19 protein-coding genes are annotated in these 19,906 nt (G+C 61.0%); 8 read left to right on the plus strand and 11 right to left on the minus strand.

What is annotated here, in order from left to right:
* Nucleotides 1–39: 39 nt before the first annotated feature.
* The 3 genes from HJW02_RS10940 to HJW02_RS10950 form a co-directional block, all read right to left on the minus strand.
* A complete protein-coding gene (locus tag HJW02_RS10940; protein WP_022397376.1) occupies nucleotides 40–1,686 on the minus strand; it encodes a fumarate hydratase in 1,647 nt (548 codons plus the stop codon).
* Between the two features lie 48 nt (nucleotides 1,687–1,734).
* Nucleotides 1,735–3,321 carry a hypothetical protein gene (locus HJW02_RS10945; RefSeq protein ID WP_102721512.1) on the minus strand — a complete coding sequence of 529 codons (1,587 nt, stop codon included), beginning with the start codon at nucleotides 3,319–3,321 and terminating at the stop codon, nucleotides 1,735–1,737.
* 292 nt (nucleotides 3,322–3,613) lie between these two features.
* Nucleotides 3,614–4,114: a helix-turn-helix transcriptional regulator gene (locus tag HJW02_RS10950; RefSeq protein WP_102721513.1), complete on the minus strand. Its 501-nt coding sequence runs from the start codon at nucleotides 4,112–4,114 to the stop codon at nucleotides 3,614–3,616.
* Between the two features lie 210 nt (nucleotides 4,115–4,324).
* On the opposite strand from HJW02_RS10950, the gene HJW02_RS10955 reads away from it, so the two are divergent.
* The 7 genes from HJW02_RS10955 (at nucleotide 4,325) to HJW02_RS10985 (ending at nucleotide 10,173) form a co-directional block, all read left to right on the plus strand.
* On the plus strand, nucleotides 4,325–4,483 hold the full coding sequence (locus HJW02_RS10955) for a hypothetical protein (protein ID WP_156340781.1): 159 nt from the start codon (nucleotides 4,325–4,327) through the stop codon (nucleotides 4,481–4,483).
* Nucleotides 4,480–4,617 (plus strand): hypothetical protein, encoded by a 138-nt coding sequence (locus HJW02_RS10960; RefSeq protein ID WP_022397372.1) that lies wholly within the window; start codon nucleotides 4,480–4,482, stop codon nucleotides 4,615–4,617. The genes HJW02_RS10955 and HJW02_RS10960 overlap by 4 nt, the downstream gene beginning before the upstream one ends.
* A 93-nt stretch (nucleotides 4,618–4,710) precedes the next feature.
* Nucleotides 4,711–5,310, plus strand: a complete 600-nt coding sequence (locus HJW02_RS10965) for a GrpB family protein (RefSeq protein ID WP_022397371.1) — start codon at nucleotides 4,711–4,713, stop codon at nucleotides 5,308–5,310.
* A gap of 172 nt (nucleotides 5,311–5,482) precedes the next feature.
* Nucleotides 5,483–5,779: a hypothetical protein gene (locus HJW02_RS10970; RefSeq protein ID WP_102753024.1), complete on the plus strand. Its 297-nt coding sequence runs from the start codon at nucleotides 5,483–5,485 to the stop codon at nucleotides 5,777–5,779.
* Nucleotides 5,776–6,867, plus strand: coding sequence for a histidinol-phosphate transaminase (gene hisC / locus HJW02_RS10975; protein ID WP_102721514.1), 1,092 nt, complete (start codon nucleotides 5,776–5,778; stop codon nucleotides 6,865–6,867). Before HJW02_RS10970 ends, hisC begins: the two co-directional genes overlap by 4 nt.
* Nucleotides 6,868–6,899: 32 nt before the next feature.
* Nucleotides 6,900–7,544 carry an NAD(P)H-dependent oxidoreductase gene (locus HJW02_RS10980; protein ID WP_102721515.1) on the plus strand — a complete coding sequence of 215 codons (645 nt, stop codon included), beginning with the start codon at nucleotides 6,900–6,902 and terminating at the stop codon, nucleotides 7,542–7,544.
* Between the two features lie 373 nt (nucleotides 7,545–7,917).
* Nucleotides 7,918–10,173 carry a family 20 glycosylhydrolase gene (locus HJW02_RS10985; protein WP_102721516.1) on the plus strand — a complete coding sequence of 752 codons (2,256 nt, stop codon included), beginning with the start codon at nucleotides 7,918–7,920 and terminating at the stop codon, nucleotides 10,171–10,173.
* A gap of 173 nt (nucleotides 10,174–10,346) precedes the next feature.
* Here HJW02_RS10985 and HJW02_RS10990 read toward each other — a convergent pair whose 3' ends face one another.
* On the minus strand, nucleotides 10,347–10,709 hold the full coding sequence (locus HJW02_RS10990) for a hypothetical protein (protein WP_102721517.1): 363 nt from the start codon (nucleotides 10,707–10,709) through the stop codon (nucleotides 10,347–10,349).
* Nucleotides 10,710–11,267: 558 nt separating this feature from the next.
* Here HJW02_RS10990 and HJW02_RS10995 point away from each other — a divergent pair.
* Nucleotides 11,268–11,669: a DUF4870 domain-containing protein gene (locus HJW02_RS10995; RefSeq protein WP_022397366.1), complete on the plus strand. Its 402-nt coding sequence runs from the start codon at nucleotides 11,268–11,270 to the stop codon at nucleotides 11,667–11,669.
* A 90-nt stretch (nucleotides 11,670–11,759) separates the two neighbouring features.
* On the opposite strand, the gene HJW02_RS11000 is transcribed toward HJW02_RS10995, so the two are convergent.
* From HJW02_RS11000 to HJW02_RS11030, 7 genes are all read right to left on the minus strand, one after another.
* Nucleotides 11,760–12,707 (minus strand): hypothetical protein, encoded by a 948-nt coding sequence (locus HJW02_RS11000; RefSeq protein ID WP_146021083.1) that lies wholly within the window; start codon nucleotides 12,705–12,707, stop codon nucleotides 11,760–11,762.
* A gap of 129 nt (nucleotides 12,708–12,836) precedes the next feature.
* Nucleotides 12,837–13,178 carry a hydrogenase maturation nickel metallochaperone HypA gene (locus HJW02_RS11005; protein ID WP_022397364.1) on the minus strand — a complete coding sequence of 114 codons (342 nt, stop codon included), beginning with the start codon at nucleotides 13,176–13,178 and terminating at the stop codon, nucleotides 12,837–12,839.
* On the minus strand, nucleotides 13,171–13,716 hold the full coding sequence (locus HJW02_RS11010; RefSeq protein ID WP_180971738.1) for a HyaD/HybD family hydrogenase maturation endopeptidase: 546 nt from the start codon (nucleotides 13,714–13,716) through the stop codon (nucleotides 13,171–13,173). The genes HJW02_RS11005 and HJW02_RS11010 overlap by 8 nt, the downstream gene beginning before the upstream one ends.
* A gap of 22 nt (nucleotides 13,717–13,738) precedes the next feature.
* Entirely contained in the window at nucleotides 13,739–14,911 is a 1,173-nt protein-coding gene (locus HJW02_RS13915; RefSeq protein WP_102721521.1) for a cytochrome b/b6 domain-containing protein, read from the minus strand.
* Nucleotides 14,908–16,665 carry a nickel-dependent hydrogenase large subunit gene (locus HJW02_RS11020; protein ID WP_102721522.1) on the minus strand — a complete coding sequence of 586 codons (1,758 nt, stop codon included), beginning with the start codon at nucleotides 16,663–16,665 and terminating at the stop codon, nucleotides 14,908–14,910. Before HJW02_RS11020 ends, HJW02_RS13915 begins: the two co-directional genes overlap by 4 nt.
* A gap of 26 nt (nucleotides 16,666–16,691) precedes the next feature.
* Nucleotides 16,692–17,948, minus strand: a complete 1,257-nt coding sequence (locus HJW02_RS11025) for a hydrogenase small subunit (protein ID WP_244060184.1) — start codon at nucleotides 17,946–17,948, stop codon at nucleotides 16,692–16,694.
* A gap of 49 nt (nucleotides 17,949–17,997) precedes the next feature.
* Nucleotides 17,998–19,470, minus strand: a complete 1,473-nt coding sequence (locus tag HJW02_RS11030; RefSeq protein ID WP_022397359.1) for a carbohydrate porin — start codon at nucleotides 19,468–19,470, stop codon at nucleotides 17,998–18,000.
* Nucleotides 19,471–19,906: the final 436 nt, after the last annotated feature.

Below are 19,906 nucleotides of genomic sequence, written 5' to 3' on the forward strand. Positions count from 1 at the left end.
GGAACAGGGAGAAAAAATCCGGCGCTCTGTCCGGGCGGCTTAATGGGCGCAGCCGGCGCAGGCCCAGCCTTCGCGGATCTTCGCGAAGAAATCGTTGCCCTTGTCGTCCACCAGAATGAAGGCGGGGAAGTCCTCCACCTCAATCTTCCAGATGGCTTCCATGCCCAGTTCCGGGTATTCCAGCAGTTCCACCTTCCTGATGTTATTCTTGGCCAGGATGGCGGCGGGACCGCCGATGGAACCCAGGTAAAAGCCGCCGTGCTTCTGGCAGGCGTCCGTCACCTGCTGGCTGCGGTTGCCCTTGGCGATCATGATCATGGAGCCGCCGTTTTCCTGGAACAAGTCCACGTAGGAGTCCATGCGCCCCGCGGTGGTGGGGCCGAAGGAGCCGGAGGGATACCCTTCCGGGGTCTTGGCCGGACCGGCGTAGTACACGGGGTGGTCCTTCATGTACTGGGGCATGCCTTCTCCCTTCTCCAGGCGTTCCTTCAGCTTGGCGTGGGCGATGTCGCGCGCCACGATGATGGTGCCGTTCAGGCTCAGGCGCGTGGTGACGGGGTACTTGCTCAGTTCCGCCAGCACTTCCTTCATCGGACGGTTCAGGTCAATGGAGACGGCCTCGCTGGAGGTCATGCGCAGGGCTTCCGGAATGTACTGGCCGGGGTTGGTTTCCAGTTGTTCAATGAAGATGCCTTCCGGCGTGATCTTGGCCTTCGCGTTGCGGTCCGCGGAGCAGGAGACGCCCAGTCCCACCGGGCAGGAGGCTCCGTGGCGGGGCAGGCGGATGACGCGCACGTCCAGCGCGTACCACTTGCCGCCGAACTGGGCGCCCAGGCCCAGCTTGCAGGCTTCCTCATGCAGTTCCTTTTCCAGCTCCAGGTCGCGGAAGGCGCGTCCGTACTCGTTGCCCGTGGTGGGCAGGTTGTCGTAATACTTGGTGGAAGCCATCTTCACGGTTTTCAGGCACTTTTCCGCGGAGGTCCCGCCGATGACGAAGGCGATGTGGTAGGGCGGGCAGGCCGCCGTGCCCAGCGTGCTCATCTTCTCCACCAGGAACTTCTTCAGCGTGGCCGGATTCAGCAGGGCCTTCGTTTCCTGGTAAAGGTAGGTCTTGTTGGCGGAGCCGCCGCCCTTGGCGACGAAGAGGAAGGAGTACTTCATGCCTTCCACGGCTTCAATGTCAATCTGGGCGGGCAGGTTGGTGCCGGTGTTCTTTTCCGTATACATGTCCAGCGCCACGGTCTGGGAATAGCGCAGGTTGTTCTGGGTGTAGGCGTCGTAAACGCCGTGGGAAAGCTGTTCGCAGTCATCGCAGCCGGTCCAGACCTGCTGGCCCTTCTTGCCCACGATGGTGGCGGTGCCCGTGTCCTGGCAGAAGGGCAGGATTCCGGCGGAAGCCACTTCCGCGTTGCGGAGCATCGTCAGGGCCACGCTCTTGTCATTGGCGCTGGCTTCCGGGTCGTCCAGAATGGCGGCCACCTGCTTCAGGTGGGCGGGGCGCAGGAAAAAGGCCACGTCATGGAAGGCTTCCGCGGCCAGCAGGCGCAGGCCCTCCGGTTCCACCTTCAGCATGGGGTGTCCTTCAAAGTCACCCACGCTCACGTAGTCGGACGTGATGAGGCGGTACTGGGTGTCGTCCTTTTCAATGGGAAAAGGATCCTGGTAATGAAAATCCGGTGTTGCCATAACGGGAGGCAATATAGCGGAGCGCCGCCCCCGGTTCGAGCAAAAAAATCAGGGGCGGTTCAGGCCCGAATCAATCATTAAAAAAGGCTTCTGTTCACCCAGAGTGCGGAAGGAGGGGGCGCTTTTAAAGAGCCACGGACAGACGGGTTCCAGGAGGTAGGGGATCAGGAGATACACGGACTCCCGGTACATGCGCTGATCTTCCTGCGGAGTAGGGATGTAAATGGTGGAAATTGGCTTTACGGTAGAAAGCACGGGCACGCCCCACAGTTGAAGAAAGACCCTCCTGAGTGCGAACTGGTGGCGCATGCGCCCCTGGAAGACAACCGCCCCTTTACCTGGTCCCGCAGGGATTGCGTCCAGAAAGGCGCGTGCCTTTTCCCATTCCTGAGGCAGCAGTTGGCAGGTAATCGCGCCGTCCTGACGGCGTTCCACATTTTGAATATCCTCCGGCCCTATGAGGGATTCCGGACGAATAAAGGCGTAGGACTGGACGGGTTCCGGAAAACCGGGGCAGGTGTAAGGGATGGAGCGGAACCCGCTTTTCAAATGAATGGTTTTCCCCTGCCGGAGTTCCGGGAGGAACCGCTGTTCCAGCTCCGTGCTGCGGGGATACACGGGATAAACGGCCAGCTTCTTTTTCACCTTCCTCTGCTGTTGTTCCGTGAGCGGCGGAAACTGGGTATTGATGGCCGCGCAGAGGGCATCCAGCTGGCGGTCATCTCCCGGCACGGGAATGAGGGTGGCGTGGGAAGGCATTTTATGGAATACGGGCGTAGACAGGATGGCGCCGCGCAGGACCACGGCCATTCTGTCCTTGCCGGGCCGGAGGGCGGCGCAGGCCTGTTCCAGGTTCCTGTACGCTTCTTCATTCCAAACGATGTCCAGATGCCCCGGATAATCCAGATTGGGGCGTGCGGACTGGGCGTAATCCCCGGTGACGATGGGGGCGTTCCCCAGAAACAGGTATTCCTTCTCCGCGTCTTTTTCTTCCTCCGCGCCCGGGCGGCTCCAGAGCCGGTAGCCCGGTACGGAAAGCGTCCCTTCTTCCACCAGCCGGGCGTTCTCCGGATGGATGGCGTACAGGGCCAGATCACGCGGAATGAAAGGGGTGGTTTTCCCCGTGGCGGCCCGGTGGTTGAGCAGTTCCGCCAAGTTGGCGGCTTCATTCTCCCCGTCCAGTCCGGAAATTTCAAAAGCACGGGAAATAATGGCCTGAACCACCGGGGCCGAATTGACTTTTCCCTGAACGACGACAGCCAGCCTGTCATGTCCCAGCCTCATGGCGGATGTAGCCGTTTTCATGGCCCTCCCTCCCGGCGTGTTCAGGGTGATGTTGAGATGCTCCGGTCTGCTCGGATCGACGCCTGCCCGTTCCACCTCCGCCTCCGTAATGACCGGTTCATCTTTCAGGAACAGACGTTCCCGCTGCATCTTTCCGTGGCGGTCGCGGAATTCATACACATAAGGCGTGTATCCTTCCGGAACCGGTTTTCCTTCCCGGTCCAGCTCCAGGCTGTCCGGATGCACCATCCTGACGGCAATGGAGGGAACGGCCGGCGGAGCCGCCTCCGCACGGGCGGAAAGAGGGAGCCAGAAGGCGGAAATGAACAGCAGGCAGAGTAGTTGTCTCATGGTCAATATGATAGAACCCCTCTAACACGTCAGGCAAGAAAAAAGAGCGGACGGGAGCGGCGCAAGCCCCTGCGGTAATTAATATCCCCATCGTGCCCTGCGGATACGCGTATTTTAAATCGTTTGCGGAAACCCATCCCGGTTTCAGTTGCCGCAAGTGTTTGAGCCGTTCCCGGGGCCTTGACAGGAAAATCCCCCGGAACCGCAGGGAGCCGGGGGATTTCAGCCGAAGGGGGGCTCAGCGGGAGGGCGGTGTCCCTGCACGGGGCGCGCCTGCCATATCCGCCATGGGTTATTGCCGCGGCTTGCGGCGGGGAGAAGAAGGTTCGGAGAATGAGGAACTGGAAGAGGAGGAAGGCCTGGGAGCGCCGTACTCCTCCGGAATTTCCGCTGCCAGAGGGATGTCGTTCGGGAGGCTGCTTTCGTCGTCGTAATAATTCTTCATCCTCTTCTGGGCGTCCTTGATCAGGGTGGCTTCCGCCCATTCCTCCACCGTCATGTTGTCTCTTCTGGCGGCTTCTTCGATGAGTTTGTAATCCTCGGCGCTCAGCATGACGGCGAAGGGTTTCCAATGGGCTCTTGCCGCCTCCTTCAGTTTTTTCTCCCTTTCCGTCTTTTCCATCATGAGCCGGATGAGAGCTTCCTTGTCTTTGGGAATGGCTACCTTGGCAAGCCAGTTGCGGACCGTGTTGGGAGACACGAAGCATTCCTCCGCAAAATCATTGCGGGAGATGTTCTGCTGTTTCAGCCAAGCCTTGATCTGCACTTTGAGTTCATCCTGATTCTCACTCATGCATATCTTTGTAACGAAAATGGTGCGATTTTTCAACCTTTTTTGCATAATATCATTTTAACGGTATATTTTCGTTGACTGAAATACCGTTTCAGGTGCATTATTGCATCGTAAGCGGGTTATTGAAGCCCTTATTGCACCAAAAGAAGGATTTTTATGAAGACGGGAAATAAGAAAAAGAGTCAGAAAAAAATTCAAATCAAGGGAAAAATGCCGTTATCCGTCCATTTTTTCCGGGATGCGGAAGCGGACGCCCTGAACGTGGAGCGCTGCCAGCTTGATAAGGCTACCCTGATTGCCTGTGCCGTCAAACGTCTCCGGGAAGATCTGGGCAATGTCCCGGATTCCGGTAAAAAACCTTCCGCATGACTCAGGAGATTTACTGGGAACTTCTGGCGTGGCTGTTCCGCTCTTTTCTGGCGGTGACTACCTTCGCCTTTGTCGTGGCCGGGTACCAGGCCCTGCGCTGCCGTCCGCGGGACGGCAGCAAGCGGAGAAAGTAGGGAATGGCAAAAAGGTCCGCGGTTCCCCGGCGTCAGGCCGGGGAGGACGCCGGGGAGGTTGACTCACGGCTTCGTCTCCCTTATCTTCCGGGAATGTCCCGCCGTGTTTCGGATGAAGCCGCCCTGTCCGCCATGAGCCTTGAAGAACTCTGGCGCTTGTTTCCCGTCATCTTGAGCGAATCCAGGCCGGAGTGGGCGGAAATCTACCGGAGGGAGAAAGAGATGCTGGAATCGGTGGTGCCCCTCTCGCGCATCAGCCGCCTTTCCCACTTCGGGAGCACGTCCGTTCCGGGCCTGGCGGCCAAACCCACCATTGACATTCTGCTGGAAGTGCGGCCCGATTCATTTGTTTTTGAAACGCTTCCCCTGCTGGAAAAGTGCGGCTACCGGGAAATGCACCGGGACGAAGCGCAGATGCGCCTGGTTCTGGTGAAGGGCTATGCCGCGGACGGCTTCCGGGGGCAGGCGTTCCATCTGCATGTGCGGCCCTGCCGGGATTGGGATGAATTGTACTTCCGGGACTACCTGGCCGCGCATCCGGATGAGGCGGAAAGGTACGCCGCCCTCAAGCGTTCCCTGAAAGAGAAGTTCGAATTCAACCGGGATGCCTATACGGAGGGAAAAACGGAGCTGATCGCCGCCATGACCCGCCGGGCGAGGGAAGAAATGCCCGGCAGGCACGTCCCGGCATAAGGCCGTTAAACCGGGTTGCTTTTTATAGGGCAGGGGATGCGCGGAAAGACGGAAGGAAAGGGCAGGCGGACATTCCAAACTTGCTTGATGGTGAAACTTCCATTGTCGTCCACAAGGGCATGGATTTGGCACGACCTTTCCGGAGGGACATCTGCTTTGAACCACCCTTTCCATGTTTGGGAAACTGCCCAAAGAGCGGAAGTCTAATTTTTATCCTTCCGGGCAATACTCGCCCGCCGCGGCATTAAAAAGCCTGCTTCCGGCTGTTCGAGCCATGGATACGTTTATTTTGGCGGCGGGAAGAGGATTAAGCCGGTTGGAAAGGAAGGCCTTTCCGGGGGTGAAAGAAATTCCGCCGCTTCCCGCAGCGTGGATGAGGCTGAATGACAGGCATGTTTTTAAGGTCCGCTCCGGATGGAAATCCGTATTGCCAGAAGTGGGGAATGGCGGTAACATTCCGCCGCTATGAGTATTGAGAGTTTCGCAAACCAGCATGTGCTGGAATTGGTGGCTTACCAGCCGGGCAAGCCCATTGAGGAGACGGCCCGGGAACTGGGCCTGGATCCCCATGATATTGTGAAACTGGCGTCCAATGAGAACCCGCTGGGGCCGTCCCCCAAGGCGGTGGAGGCCATTGCCCGCGCGGCGGCAGGCGTGAACATTTATCCGGACGGCGCGGCCTTCCGCCTGCGCTCCGCCATTGCGGAGTTCTGCGGCGTGGAGTTTGGCCAGACGGTGGTGGGCACGGGCAGCAGCGAGGTGATTGAGCTGATGTGCCATGCCCTGCTGAATCCCCGGGCGGAGGTAGTGGCCGCCAGGCACGCCTTTTCCATGTACCCCATCATGTCCAAGCTGTTCGGCGCCACGTACGTGGAAGTGCCCAACAAGCCGGACTGGACGCACGATCTGAACGGCTTCCTGGATGCCGTTACGGACAACACGCGCATCGTGTTCATTACGAATCCCACCAATCCCGTGGGCACCGTCGTGACCCAGCAGGAGATTGACGATTTCATGGCGAAGGTGCCGGAACACGTGCTGGTATGCTTTGACGAGGCGTACCGGGAGTTTTCCGACAATCCGCCGGATACCCTCAAGTTCGTGCGGGAAGGCCGCAACGTGATTGTTCTCCGCACCTTCTCCAAGGCTTACGGTCTGGCGGGCCTGCGCGTGGGCTACGGCATTGCCCCGGAACACGTGTGCAGCATGCTGCACAAGGCGCGCGCGCCGTTCAACCTGCACGTGCTGGCGCAGGAGGCGGCCCTGGCCGCCCTGGAAGACCGGGAGCACGTGCGCCGCACCGTGGAGAACAATGCCGAGGGCATGCGTTTTTACGAACAGGCTTTCCGGGACATGGGGCTGGAATGGATTCCCAGCCAGGGCAATTTCATCCTGGTGAAGGTGGGGCAGGGCAGGAAGGTGTTCCAGGACATGCTGGCCAGGGGCGTGATCGTCCGCGCACAGGACGGCTACGGGCTGCCGGAGTGGATCCGCATCAGCATAGGCACCCCCGCGGAAAATGCCCGCTGCATTGAAGTTTTGAAGGAAGTACTTTAAACAGTTTCGCCGTTTTTCCTGTCTCACCTTTTATGATCTCTCCGGAACAGTACATTGACGGTCTTGAATGGCGTTACGCCTGCAAGAAGTTTGACCCCGAAGCCCGCATTGAGAAACCCACCTGGCATGCGCTGGCGGAAAGCCTGCGCCTCAGCCCGTCTTCCCTGGGCCTTCAGCTCTGGAAGTTTGTGGTGGTGACGAACAAGGAATTAAAGGCGCGCCTGCGGGAAGTCTCCTGGAACCAGTCCCAGGTGGAGGACTGCTCCCATTACGTGGTGCTTTGCGCCCGCAGGACGGCCACCCAGCGGGACGTGGACCGCTACCTGGCCCAGATTGAGTTCACGCGCCACCCGTCCGCGGAAAAGCTGGCTTCCTCCGCTGATTTCTATACTGGCTATGTAAAATCCCTGACTCCGGAAAAAATGCACACCTGGCTGGATTGCCAGGTGTACATTGCCGCAGGCTTCCTGCTCAGCGCGGCCGCCGCCCTGCGGGTGGATTCCTGCACCATCGGCGGCATGGACCGCGATAAGTATGATGAGATTCTGGGCCTGGACGGCACGCCGTACCGCTCCGTGGTGAGCGTGGCGCTGGGCTACCGCGCGAAGGACGACGATTACGCCCACGAGGCCAAGGTGCGCTTCCCCGCCGGGGAGGTGATCGACATCCGCGCCTGATTTGTCCTTCCCTTTTCCCCCTGTCCGGGGCCGGATTTCCTGATTGGAGGTCCGGCCCCTTTTTTTGTCCGGCAGGGCGTTTACCTTCCGGGCGCATTCCCGCGTCCGGAGCGTGTCTGTTTTTTAATCTCGCCAATAACGGGATGTTTGAGATAATAACTTGCCTGAACAAGATTGGCCGGTCCTCCCGGGCCCGGCGGTTTTCCTTCATGAAACCTGACGCGCGGCAATCCGCCCGGCGGAATGCATGCCCGGACGGCGGAACGAAGGAGAATTCACCCGCTTTTTCCCCTTTCCCTGCAAGAAAAGGACGGCGGGCGCGTAGTTCTTGGCACGAACCAGATCCTCCTTTTCCCTGAAACGACACGATAACATGAAGAAGAACCTATTCCTGATGATCGCCGCTTTTGCCGCATCTCCCTTGATGGGGCAGGACGCCAAGCAGATTGCGGATTCCCTCACCATCCCTCCGGTGAAAGCGGGCGCGAAACAACTGCCGATGCCAAGCGCCTCCGGAGCCCAGATCAAATTCCTGGGGGCCGACTATGAGCAGCTTGTTAACAGCAAGGGAAAGATAGCCCCCGTTATTTCAGACACCCCCGTCAACGTCAGCTTCAAGGTGACCAAGGACGGCAAGGAAGCCATCAGCAAGGATTATGAAATCATGCTGCAGGCCCCGGACGCCGCCCAGGGCAATCCCAAGCCGCGTATCATTCCGGAGATCCTGCAATGGAAGGGCGGCCAGGGCGCGTACAAGCTGGGGAACACGGTTTCCGTAGCCTGCCCGGAAAAAGAGCTGGCGCAGATATTCACGGCTGATCTGGAAGACGTGGCGGGGAAGAAGGTCAAGCTTGTCCCGCCCGGCGCGAAGGCGGATATTTCCTTTTCCCTGCTGAAAGGCGGCAACCTGGGCAAGGAGGGGTACAGGCTCCAGGTGACCAGGGACGGCGTCCGCATTGGCGCGGCTACGCCCACCGGGCTGTTCTGGGGCACGCGCACGCTGCTGCAGATGCTGCGCCAGACCCCCGGCAGCGTTCCCTGCGGCACGGCAGTGGATTTCCCGCGCTATGAGCTGCGCGGCTTCATGCTTGATATTGCGCGTACGCCCTATCCCCTCAGCTACCTCAGGGACGTGATCCGCACCATGGCCTGGTACAAGATGAATGACCTGCACCTGGTCATCAACAATAACTTCATTTTCCATGAAATGTATGTGGACAAGGGCCGCGATCCGTTCAAGGAGCTCTATGCCGCCTTCCGCCTGGAATCCAACATGAAGGGCAAGGACGGCGTTCCTCTTACGGCGAAGGACCTTTTCTACACCAAGAAGGAGTTTGCGGATCTGGTGGATTACGCCGAACGCCGCGGCATCAGCATCGTTCCGGAGATTGACACTCCCGGTCACGCGCTTTCCTTCACCCGCCTGCGCCCGGACCTCATTTACAAGGGACCCATGAACCATGAAAAGCGCCGCAGCGAGATGCTGGACGCCGCCAACCCGGAGACGATCAGCCTGGTGGGCAAGGTATTTGACGAGTATTTGCTGAAAGACCCCAAACTGGGCCGCCCGGTGTTCGGCAGCAAGGTGGTGCATGTGGGCGCGGACGAGTTTTACGGCAACAAGGAGGATTACCGCCATTTTGCGGACGCCGTGCTGAAGCATGCCCTGAAGCGCGGTTATACGCCCCGCATCTGGGGCAGCCTGAGCACCAAGCCCGGCAAAACCCCCGTGGTGAGCAAGGGCGTTCAAATGAACCTCTGGAGTACCGGATGGATGAGGGCCTGGGAGGCTGTGAACCAGGGCTATGACGTCATCAATACCAATGACGGCGCCCTGTACGTGGTGCCCTACGCCAACTATTACCGCATGGACAGGAACCACAAGGGGCTTTATAATAACTGGATTCCCAACCGCATCGGGAATGAAACCCTGCCTTCCGGCCATCCCCAGCTCATCGGCGCGGCTTTTGCCGTCTGGAATGATGAGACGGACCTCAAGCACTCCGGCTATGCCCCCTATGACATTTGGGGCGTTATTTCCGGCTCCATGGACGTGCTGGCCCAGAAGATGTGGGGGAAGGCCAAGGCTCCGGATTCTTTTGAAGAGCACCGGGAGCTGGTCAAGGCCATCGGGGAAGCCCCCCGTACCAACCCCCTCCACAAGTGGAAGGATTCCAAGCCCTTCTCCGTGGTTCCGGGCAAGCTGCCCCAGCAGTTGAACCAGCCCGCCCTGGGGCCCGGCTACCGCCTCACCATGGAGCTTGAGCTTTCCGCCGCTCCGGAAGGGAAGGAGCAGGTTCTGCTTTCCGGCCCGGAAGGGGAGCTGTTCGCCGTCATGAAGGACGGCACCATGGGCTTCCGGCGGGATGACTCTCTGGAATTCTCCTTCGGCGCCAAGCTGCCCGTCGGCAAGAAGGTGAAGGTGGAAATTGTGGGAGAGCCGGAAAAAACCACCCTCCTCATTGACGGCAAGCCTGCGGGCACCATGGTGCTCAAGAGCTTCCGCAATCCGGACGAAAACTTTGAACCCCGCACGAAGGGCGTGCGCTCCACCTTCGTTCTCCCGCTGAAGGTGCTCGGCTCCTCCTTCCAGGGGAAGGTGTTTGATCTGAACGTCCAGCCGTTGTAACGGCCCGTGCCGGAAGCGGCGCGGCCCGGATAATCCCGGGCGGCTTCTTCCGGAGCCGGGCGGCCTCATGCGCCGCACTCTTTCCAGCGCCCCGCAGTCTCCGGACTTGCGGGGCGTTCCTGTTCCCGGCGCCGTTCTGGAGCGCCGGAGATGGGGAAGTTCCGCGCAGCGGTTCAGTCCCGCATGCCCCTGTACCTCATGGGGCGGTAGCCGCTGTTCTCCAGCATGGGGCGGCTGAAAACGCGCTCCGCGCACTTCCAGACCGGCAGGGGGGCGGCTTCACTGCCCAGGAACCGGTCTTTTTCCGCTCCCTCCCAGCGGATGAACAGGAGCACATGGCGTCCCGGAGCAATCAGGATGTCCCCCGTTTTCAGCTCATCCCAGGAGGGGAGGGAAATGGAAAGAGCGGGGAGCTCCCGTGTGGAAAATGGCCTGGACAGGCGCCAGCAGCGGGAGACGAAGCCGGAGCAGTCCACCCCGGCGGCAAAGCGGCTGGCGGCGGCATCCCCCGCGGCCTGCTTTTCCGGGGTGCCCATGTCCCCGGCCGCGGCGGGGGCTCCCCGTTGGCGGCATCCGCCTTCAGGCGTTCGGCGAACTGCCGCGGGGTGTCGAACCCGCCCCATTTGTACGGCATGCCGGTGGAACGCGCGCCGGGCCGCCACCACGCGCCGGCATGGCCTCCGGCTGCGGAGGCGTCCGGCGTGTCTATCCGGATGCCGTCCTCGTCCGTCCCGTGGCGGACGTTCCGGGGAGAGCCCCGCCAGGCCATGGAAGTATAAGCCCGGCTGGTTTCCAGGGCTTCACGGCGGGTGACGGAAGAAGCGGGAGGCAGGATTTCCGGCGCGCCGGGAACACAGGCCCCCAGGCAGGCGGAGAGGGTGAGCAGCGTCAGGGTGTTGGTCATGGACTGCATGTGTAGCCACTTCCCGCCGCGGAGGCAAGGATGATTGCAGGAGAACGCTTTTTATTCGGAAAACGAACGGTCTGGAAGCTTGACTACCGGGTGGAATATGTGAAAAAGGGGTTAACTGAGGCGGAAAGGAATGGAAGAGGTTTCCGTTCGCCCTCCCGCTTCCCATCGCCTTGCATTTTTTATGGACGAAGAACAACAAATCATCCAGGAGCCGGTTCAGGAACCCGCCCCTGAAAAACAGCCCGACAAGACCCAGGCCACTCTTACGGCGGTTTCTCCGCTGGTGTCCGTCTTTTTCGGTTTCTCCACCGGCGTGAACATCATTCCGCCCCTGATCTGCTGGCTGGTCTGGAAGGATGCCAACCCCCTGGTGGACAAGGTAGGAAAGAACGTTCTGAATGCCCAGATTTCCTGGGCGATTTATTCGATTGCGGCCTTCCTGTTATGTTTTGTCCTGATCGGCTTCGTGCTGGCTCCCGCGGTCGTCATCGCGTGGATTGTTTTCGCCATTATCACTGCCGTCAAGGTGGCGAACGGGGATTACGATTACGTGGCGCCCCTCACGATTACGTTCCTGAAGTAACGTTTTTTCCACTTGCCCATTTATGAAAAAGCCGCCGGCATTCTGCGCCGGCGGCTTTTTTGCGGAATGGGATCCGTTTTCCGGAGAGGTTCAGATGGGCATGTCCTTTTCACTGCCGCCGTACATGAACGTATGGAGCAGGCGCGTGACTTGGTTCTGTTCCGCGCGCAGCTGGGCGGAGGGGCGCAGCGCGGCGTACGTCAGGCTGTCATGCCCGGTGAATTCCCTCATGTGGAAGCCCTGGAAGCTGGTCATGGGTTTGCTGTCATGGAAGAGCTTGCCCCTCCGGAGCAGTTCGTCAAAGACGTGTTCCGCCTCCCGCGTGCGCGTCAGCGCGTTTTCCGGATGGGGCACGCGGATGACCAGCGCGCCGCCGTCCCCGCGGAAGTTGATGCCCGCTCCGGCCATGACGTCCGCGGAAGGCTGGCTGGTAACGCTGCCCAGAAGCAGCACGCCGTCATCTATCAAATGGATGCGGCTGGCGTGGGCTTCCTCCTTCACGTGCAGCACGCCGCCGTAAATGTGGGTGGATACGCTGCCGGAAAGTTTTTTGATGCGCATCAGGCCGTGCTTGATAACGAGTTCCGAGCCCTCGGCGGGCAGGTCCACTTCCGAGGCGAAGAGCCAGCCGTCCGTCATGGCGATTCTGCCTTCATGCTCTCTGGAGCCCTGAATGCGGCCCTGGCCCATCAGAAGGCGGCCGCCGTTGATCTCCAGGCTGCCGTTGGCCTTGTTTCCCAGGAAAACGGTCATGTGGTCCGGCAGGTTGCCCAGGAGCGTCATGGTGCCTCCGTTACGGATGACCAGGTGGGCGGTGCGGTGCCCGTGGTCCGGCTGGTTGGGGCCTCCCACGTAAACGGGGGCGTTGATGATGTAAAGATTGCCGCCGGAATCAACGGTGAGGGAATCCTGAATGTCCGTCTGGCCCTGCACCACGTCATTGCTGATGGTGACCGGGCACATGTAGGAGACGCGGTTCATGGATGAGGCTGAAAGCGGCATCATCCCTGTTAGAATGAATGGGTTGATATTGCTCATGACGCTGGTTACATAGTTGGTTTGACGTTTGAGGCGCGGTGGATGCGCGCCAATGGTATTAGACCGTCCGGGCGGGTAAAATGTTCGGGTAAATTCACCTTATTTTCTTCCGGACGGGAAAAGCGCGGTTCACTCCCATTCCACCCGGGTCAGTTCCAGTTCTCGTCCTCGGAGGATGGCCAGGGCGGGGTCTCCGCAGCCGGGGCAGATATAGCCGTGCTCCGTGAAGGAAAAATCCGCGCTGCAAGCGTCGCAGCGGCACAGGGCCTCCACCCACGTGACGTCCAGGGCGGCGTCCTGCGCGGCATACGCGTCCTTCAGGGCCAGGAAGGCGGATTGCAGGGCTTCCGGCACCACGCCGCTCAGGCTGCCGATGGTCATGTGCACGCGCATCAGCCGGGTTCCCCCGTTCTTTTCCATGAGCCGCCGGGCCATGTCCAGCGCCCCCTCCATGATGCCTACTTCATGCATGCGCGTCTTTCCGGGCCTGGTATTCCTCCAGGGCGCGGGCGATGAGGGTTTCCACCAGGTCCAGCGCCTGCGGCACGGCCTCCCGCACTTCCGCGGACATGGGCTGGCAGAAGTCCGTATGCCCGGCCTCCACCCCCACCAGCGTGATGATGCGCGGCAGGGTTCCGCACAGCTGGGCCGCGCCCAGCACTTCCTTCATGCCGATCTGGTGCGGTGAGATGACGCGGGAGAAATGGCGGGGGAGTTCGTCCCGGCTGCGCGTGACGACGGTTCCGGGCCGGGCCCCCGTCTTGACGGCGTCCAGCAGGATGACCGTATCCGCGTCTTCCAGCAGGGGCAGCAGGGTCATTCCCAGCGTGCCTCCCTCCTCCACATGGACCAGCGGGCCGTAGTCCCGTTCCTGAAGACGGTGGGCAAGCTCCACGCCTATGCCGTCATCTCCCATGAGCGGGTTGCCCACGCCCAGCACGAGCACGGGATAGGCGTTCCCCTTCACGGGGCAGCCCCGGAGTTCTTCCGTATATTCCTCGGATTCCATGGAAAGTGCGGGGGAAAGGCAGTTATTCATCCCGGAATTTGACGCCCTTGCGCAGCCAGCGCCCTCCGCTGAACATGGAGGAGATGGTGCCGTCCCGGTCCACGTTTCCGGAGAGGATGGAAAGGTACACGTGAACCATGGCGAAGATGATGAAGCACCACATGCCGATCAGGTGCACCAGGCGCACGTACGGAACCCCTATCAGGTCGTTCAGGGGCATGAACCAGTGGTAGAACCAGTGGCGCGGCTCATACAGGGCGTACAGGGCCAGCCCGGTCACCACCATGGTGGTGAACAGGACGTAGACGCCCGTGTACGTCCACTGCTGTAAAGGATTGTGGCCGATGTAGCGGGGGCCGTCATAACTGCGGGCGAACACGTAGTCCACCGCCGTGGTGAAGAGGTCCTTCCACTGCTGCCTGGAGATGGGGAAGAGGGCCCGGAAGCTCTGGTACTTGTTGGAGGCCATGAAGAAGCAGGAGAAGCGCAGCATCATCACCACCACCAGGGTCCACCCCAGCGCGTAGTGCACGAAGCGGAGCGTGCCGAACTGGAAGGCCCCGTGCAGGTCCCCCATTTTCAGGAACCACCCTTCCGCAATGCAGATGCCGGTGGAAGCCAGCCCGATGATGCAGAACACCCAGGTCCAGTGCAGCACGCGCAGCGGCCAGTCCCAGACGTGGAAGTAGCGGAAGTTGGCCTTGGCCATGGAGAGGCGGCGCACGTCCCTCATGGCGTGCATGGGCACCACGCCCAGCAGGCGCCACGGCGCGCCGGGCCGGTGGACGGCCACGGCCACGGGTTCAAAGCCGGAGGGGGAGTATTCCTCAAAAGCCTTGTTCATGCGCTCTTTTTCCAGATGGCTGACTTCACACAGTTTTTCCAGGGCCTTCAGGCTGCCGCGGGCCACCATGAAGGGGGCGGCGTCCTCCTTGTCCGCGGCTTTCAGCATGGCCGTGCTGTACGGCCTTTCCCGGGAGGGAGCCTCCCAGGAATTCTCCTGCTGGGCGTAGGGCAGGGCCACGCCCCGTTCCCGCGCGGCGTGGAGCAGGGCCAGGTCCCCCGGGTCCGTGCTGCCGTTGGGGGAGGCGCACACGGCCAGGGCCAGGATTTCCTCCGGCGTGTAAACCGGGCTGGCCGGAATGGCGTCCTCCACCGCCAGGGTGAGGTCTTTGTCGATAAGAGTCGTTTTCACGGGTCCTGTCTGGTCAGAATGGCCTCCCCTTCTTCGTCAAACAAGTGGACGGCGCAGGATTGGCACGGGTCATAGCTGTGAACGGTGCGCAGGGGTTCCACCGGGCGGGTGGGGTCCACCAGCGGGTGTTTTCCGGTATGGGCCAGGGAATATTCGTACGGCCCCATCTGCCCCTCCGCGTCGCGGCCGGAGCTGTTCCAGGTGCTGGGCACCACGGCCTGGTAATTCACCGTCTGGCCGTTTTCAATCCGTACCCAGTGGCTCAGGCTGCCGCGGGGCGCTTCCACCCAGCCCACGCCCTTGCAGGAGGAGGGCCAGGTTTCCGGCTCCCATTTTTCCGGGTTGAAGGTGGCGGTTTCCCCGTTCTTGATGCGGTCCGTCATCTCCTGGAGCTGGTTCACCATCATGTCCACGTTGATCAGGGCGTCCAGGGAGCGGCCGTACACGCGGCCCAGCGTGGAGTTCATGAAGGCGTTGTCGCGCGGCAGCCCCAGCTTGTCGCAGGCGGCGTCCACCCGCTCCACGATGGCGGGCACCCCCTGGGCGTAGCCGATCATCATGCGGGCGTTCGGGCCCACGGCCATCGCGTGGCCGTCGTAGCGCGGGGCTTTCACCCAGGTGTACTGCGGATGGTCGGAGAGCCACTTGTAGGGCGGCCTGGGGCCGTTGTAATCCGCGTTCGTCTCCCCGTCGTATGGGGCCAGGCCCGCGTCCCGGCCTTCCGTGTACTTGTACCAGGCGCTGGTGACGAATTCCTTGATCTTGTCCTGGTCAAAGGGAAGCACGTTTTTATAGTCCCCGTTCAGCAGGACGCCGGGCTTGATCATCCCCTTGCCGGCGGGAGCTCCGGTGTTGATCTCGGACGGGTCCCCGGTGCAGAAAAAGTTGGGGTTGGACGCGCCGATGTGGGCGTAATCCTTGTAAAATCCGGCGATGGCCACGATGTCCGGGTAGTACACCTTGTGGATGAAGTCGTGGCAGGTCTGCACCAGCTGTTTCAGGTAGCTCAGGGCAAACTGGTTGATGGCCTGGTCATTGTTCATGTTGATGGCGCAGGCCATGCCGCCCACCAGGAAGTTCGGGTGCGGGTTCTTGCCGCCCAGGATGGTGTGGATCTTGATCATGTCCCGCTGCCAGACCAGGGCCTGGAGATAGTGCGCCACGCCCAGCAGGTTCACCTCCGGCGGCAGCTTGTAGGCCGGGTGGCCCCAGTAGCCGTTCGTGAAAATGGAGTACTGGCCGTGGGCGATGGAGTCCTTCAGCTTTTTCTGCACCCCGGCAAAGTACGTGGCGGAGGACAGGGGCCAGTCTGAAAGGGATTTGGCGATGGCGGCGGTTTCCTTGGGGTCCGCCTTCAGGGCGGACATCACGTCCACCCAGTCCATGGCCTGGAGCTGGTAGAAGTGGATGACGTGGTCCTGGATGCCCAGGGCGCCGCTGACCAGGTCGCGCATGAGGCGGGCCTGGACGGGTACCGGGTATTGCAGGGCGTCCTCCACCGCGGCCAGGGCCGCAATGGCGTGCGTGCCCGTGCAGACGCCGCAGATGCGTTCCACGAAGGCCCATACGTCCCGCGGGTCCCGCTTGCAGGCGATCACCTCAATGCCGCGGTACTGCGTGGTGGAGGTCCAGGCGTTCTTGATGACGCCGTCTCCGGCCTCCATCTCCACGCGCAGGTGGCCTTCAATGCGCGTCACCGGGTCAATGACCACCCGGCTGGATTCCGGAACGTCCGCTGATGTGTAATTGCTCATGGTAATCTGGTGGTGAAAGCTTCTGGTTATTCTTCAGTTTCCTTGTCAGGCGAGCCGGGAGCGTCCCCGAAGGCGGGCAGGGAGACGTTCGCCTCCTCCTTCATGTGCTGCTTCTTGTAATGGATGGCGGAACCTACGGCATGGGCGGCGATCGCCGCGCCCGCGCCGGCCACGCCCACGGCCCCGATCACGTTGGCGGAGGCCTCCACGCCGAAGCCGTTCACGTTCGGCAGCGTCTTGTAGAAGGGGGTCATGCGGTCAAAGAAGTACAGCTCCGTGCAGCCGATGCACGGGTGGCCGGACTGGATGGGGAAGCTGACGCCTCCGTTCCACTTCACGATGGGGCAGGGGGAAAACGTATCCGGCCCCTTGCAGCCCACCTTGTACAGGCAGAAGCATTCCCGCGCGTTCTCATCGTCAAACACGTTGACGAACTGGCCGGCGTCAAAGTGGGCGCGGCGCGGGCAGTTGTTATGGATGCGGGTGCCGTACGCCATCAGCGGGCGCGTCTCCAGGTCGCATTCCGGGGCGCGGTCAAAGGTCAGGATGTACATGATGACGGCGGTGATCACGTCCCCGATGGGCGGGCAGCCCGGCACATTGATGACCGTGCGGTCTGTCAGGATGTCCCGGATGCCCACGGCCCCGGTGGGGTTGGGGCGGGCGGCCTGGATGGAGCCGAAGTACGCGCAGGAGCCCACCGCCAGGATGTAGGAGGCGTTTTCCGCGCAGTGGCGCAGCATGTGCTCCACCGTATCCCCGGCCACGGTGCAGTACACCCCGCCGTCGTTGACCGGGACGGAACCGTTGATGACGAGGATATGGGGTTCCTTGATGGCTTCTTCCAGGGCGGCGTTGGCTGCGTCCCCGGAGGGGGCCATCAGCAGCTCCACGTAAGGCATGGAGACGGCGGAAAGCACCATGTCCCCGATCTCCTCGTTATAGCTGCGGATGGTGCTTTCCAGGCACCCGGTGCATTCCTGGAGCTGGAGCCAGATGACCACCGGGCGTTTCAGGGCGGCCATCTTGTCCGCAATCTCCTGGGCGTTGGAAACGCCTCCCGTCACGGTGGCGACGCCCATCAGGGCGATCATTTTCAGGCACCATTTATTGAATTCGCGCCGGCTGACGCCGCGGCGCTCCATGTGTTCCCCCAGGGTTTCCCCGGGACGCCATGTGGTTAAAATCTCATGATTCAGGGAGGCCTGCTCCGCCTCCTGCATGGAAGGTTGCTGCGTGCGCTTCATGTGCGTGGTCCAAATAAATCGTTTCCATTTAGACACGATTTCCGGGAAATGCGATCAATATTTTCCAATTTTTCAGGGGCTGCCCCTACCAGGACCAGACGTTCTGGATTTGGAAAACCACGGCCGTCTGGCCCCTGCGGCCGTTGACGGGATTCTTGACGAGCTGAATGTCAGGCTGGAGCGTCATGGTGGGCGTCACCTGGGCCACATAGGTTAGTTCAATGCCGTATTCATTCTTGTTCACGTACGGGCCGTTCTTTTTGGCGCCCTGCTGCCAGAGGAAGCCCAGGCCCAGGTAGCCGTCATTGGAGGCGCCTTTTCCGCGGAAGGGGGAGAGGAGCACCAGCCCCGTGGTGGCCGCGCAGCGCACGCCGGTCAGCGTGGCGGCGTCATCGCTGGCCCAGCCGCCGCGGAAGAACCAGCCCAGGTGGCTGCTGCGGCCAAGCTGCTGCTGGAAGTTCACGGCCACGCCGCCGCCGTTTTCACTGTTGCTGGTGGTGAAGAAGGGCTGGAGGCGGTACACGCCGGAACCCATGCCGCAGAAGTCCTCCGCCACGTAGCCGAATTCAAGCACGTTCGTCCAGTTGTCCGAGTTCAGGTTCCTGAACGGGTTGTGGTTCTGGGTCATGTTGTTGGCGGCGGTGGCTCCCATCACGTAAAAGGAGGTGGTGGGCTGCCATGCGAAATGGAAGCCCAGGGAGTTGTCCGTCAGGGGCAGCATGGGGTTGTTGCCGAAGACGCTGTTGGTCAGGTTATTGTTGTGTGAGTTGGCGTAGGCGTTGTGGTCCATGTAATTGGTGGTGTCCAGCTGGCCCGCCATCAGCAGGAGCTTGCCGCCCGCTCCCACCCATGCCAGGCTCAGGTTGCTGAGGTGGGGGTCCGGCCCCTGGAAGGAACTGGTGGGATTCTGGAGGGAGCCCAGCGTGGTGGCGGGGCCCTTGCTCCCTTCATTGAAGTCAAAGCCGTTGCCGAAGTCGAACTCGGAGGCCAGGTACAGGCCGCTCCCCGTGGAGTTGTTGCGGAAAATGGTGATATTGGTCAGCAGGGAGCCGTTATAGGAGGGGAAATCCGTCTTTCCGTTCAGGCCGCCGCCCGTCAGGCCCGTGTAGTTGAAGCCGAACTGGGCGGAATAGGTGATGCCGTATCTGGACAGGGCGGTCTTGATCTTCTGCGCCCCGGTGGAAATCATGTCTTCACGGATCCAGGCGTTCGGTTCCGCGCAGGTGTTGCCGAAGACGTAGGAACTGTCCAGATACGGCATCATCTTGAGAGGCTTGGCCGCAAACCATTCAATGCCGGGGGCGGAGGGCCTGGCCTCATGCTGGAGAAGAACGCTGGGCCTGGTGGGAACGCCGGGCGTCCTCTTGGTGATTTGTTCTTCCGGACGCATGCCCTTCAGCAGGCTGGGGCTTATTTCCCTGCCTTCCAGGGTTTTCACGCGCAGGCCGCGTTCCGTGTTCAGGTAGGGAGGCGTGGTCGTCACTACGGGTGCGGGCTGCTGGGCCAGGACGGGATCGCAGGAGGCCACGACGGCGACGGCGCACAAGGAGGGAAGCATGACATGTTTCATATAGACAATCAGACAAGACAGCAGACGGAAGTGTCATAACTCAACTGAAATGCTGACACGAATACCTGTTTTTTCCCGCCTTTCCGCAAAAAGGGAAGACTGCCCCTCCCGCCGCCTCATTCAACCGGGCATGAGCAAGCAGGTGCGGTTCTCCGTTTCCTGGCGTCCGTGCCGCCGTATTCCAAACAGCGTGGAGGGGGAGGAAGGAGGAAAGGCATGCCCCCTGTTCCGTCCCGGATTCCTTTGGTTGGCAGTTGGCCGTGGAAACGCTTCCATAGAAGAACGGGAATGGGAATATGAGAGAAGGAAGGGCGGGCTTTGAAGGCAAAAAGGCTGGTTATAACTGGGGCTCCTGTACGGATTTCAATAGAGAGTGGAGAGTGGAGAGTGGAGAGTGGAGAGTGGAGAGTGGAGAGTGGAGAGT

Origin of the sequence: Akkermansia sp. GGCC_0220 (genome assembly GCF_017566105.1) — a bacterium.
Classification (GTDB): Bacteria; Verrucomicrobiota; Verrucomicrobiia; order Verrucomicrobiales; family Akkermansiaceae; genus Akkermansia; species Akkermansia massiliensis.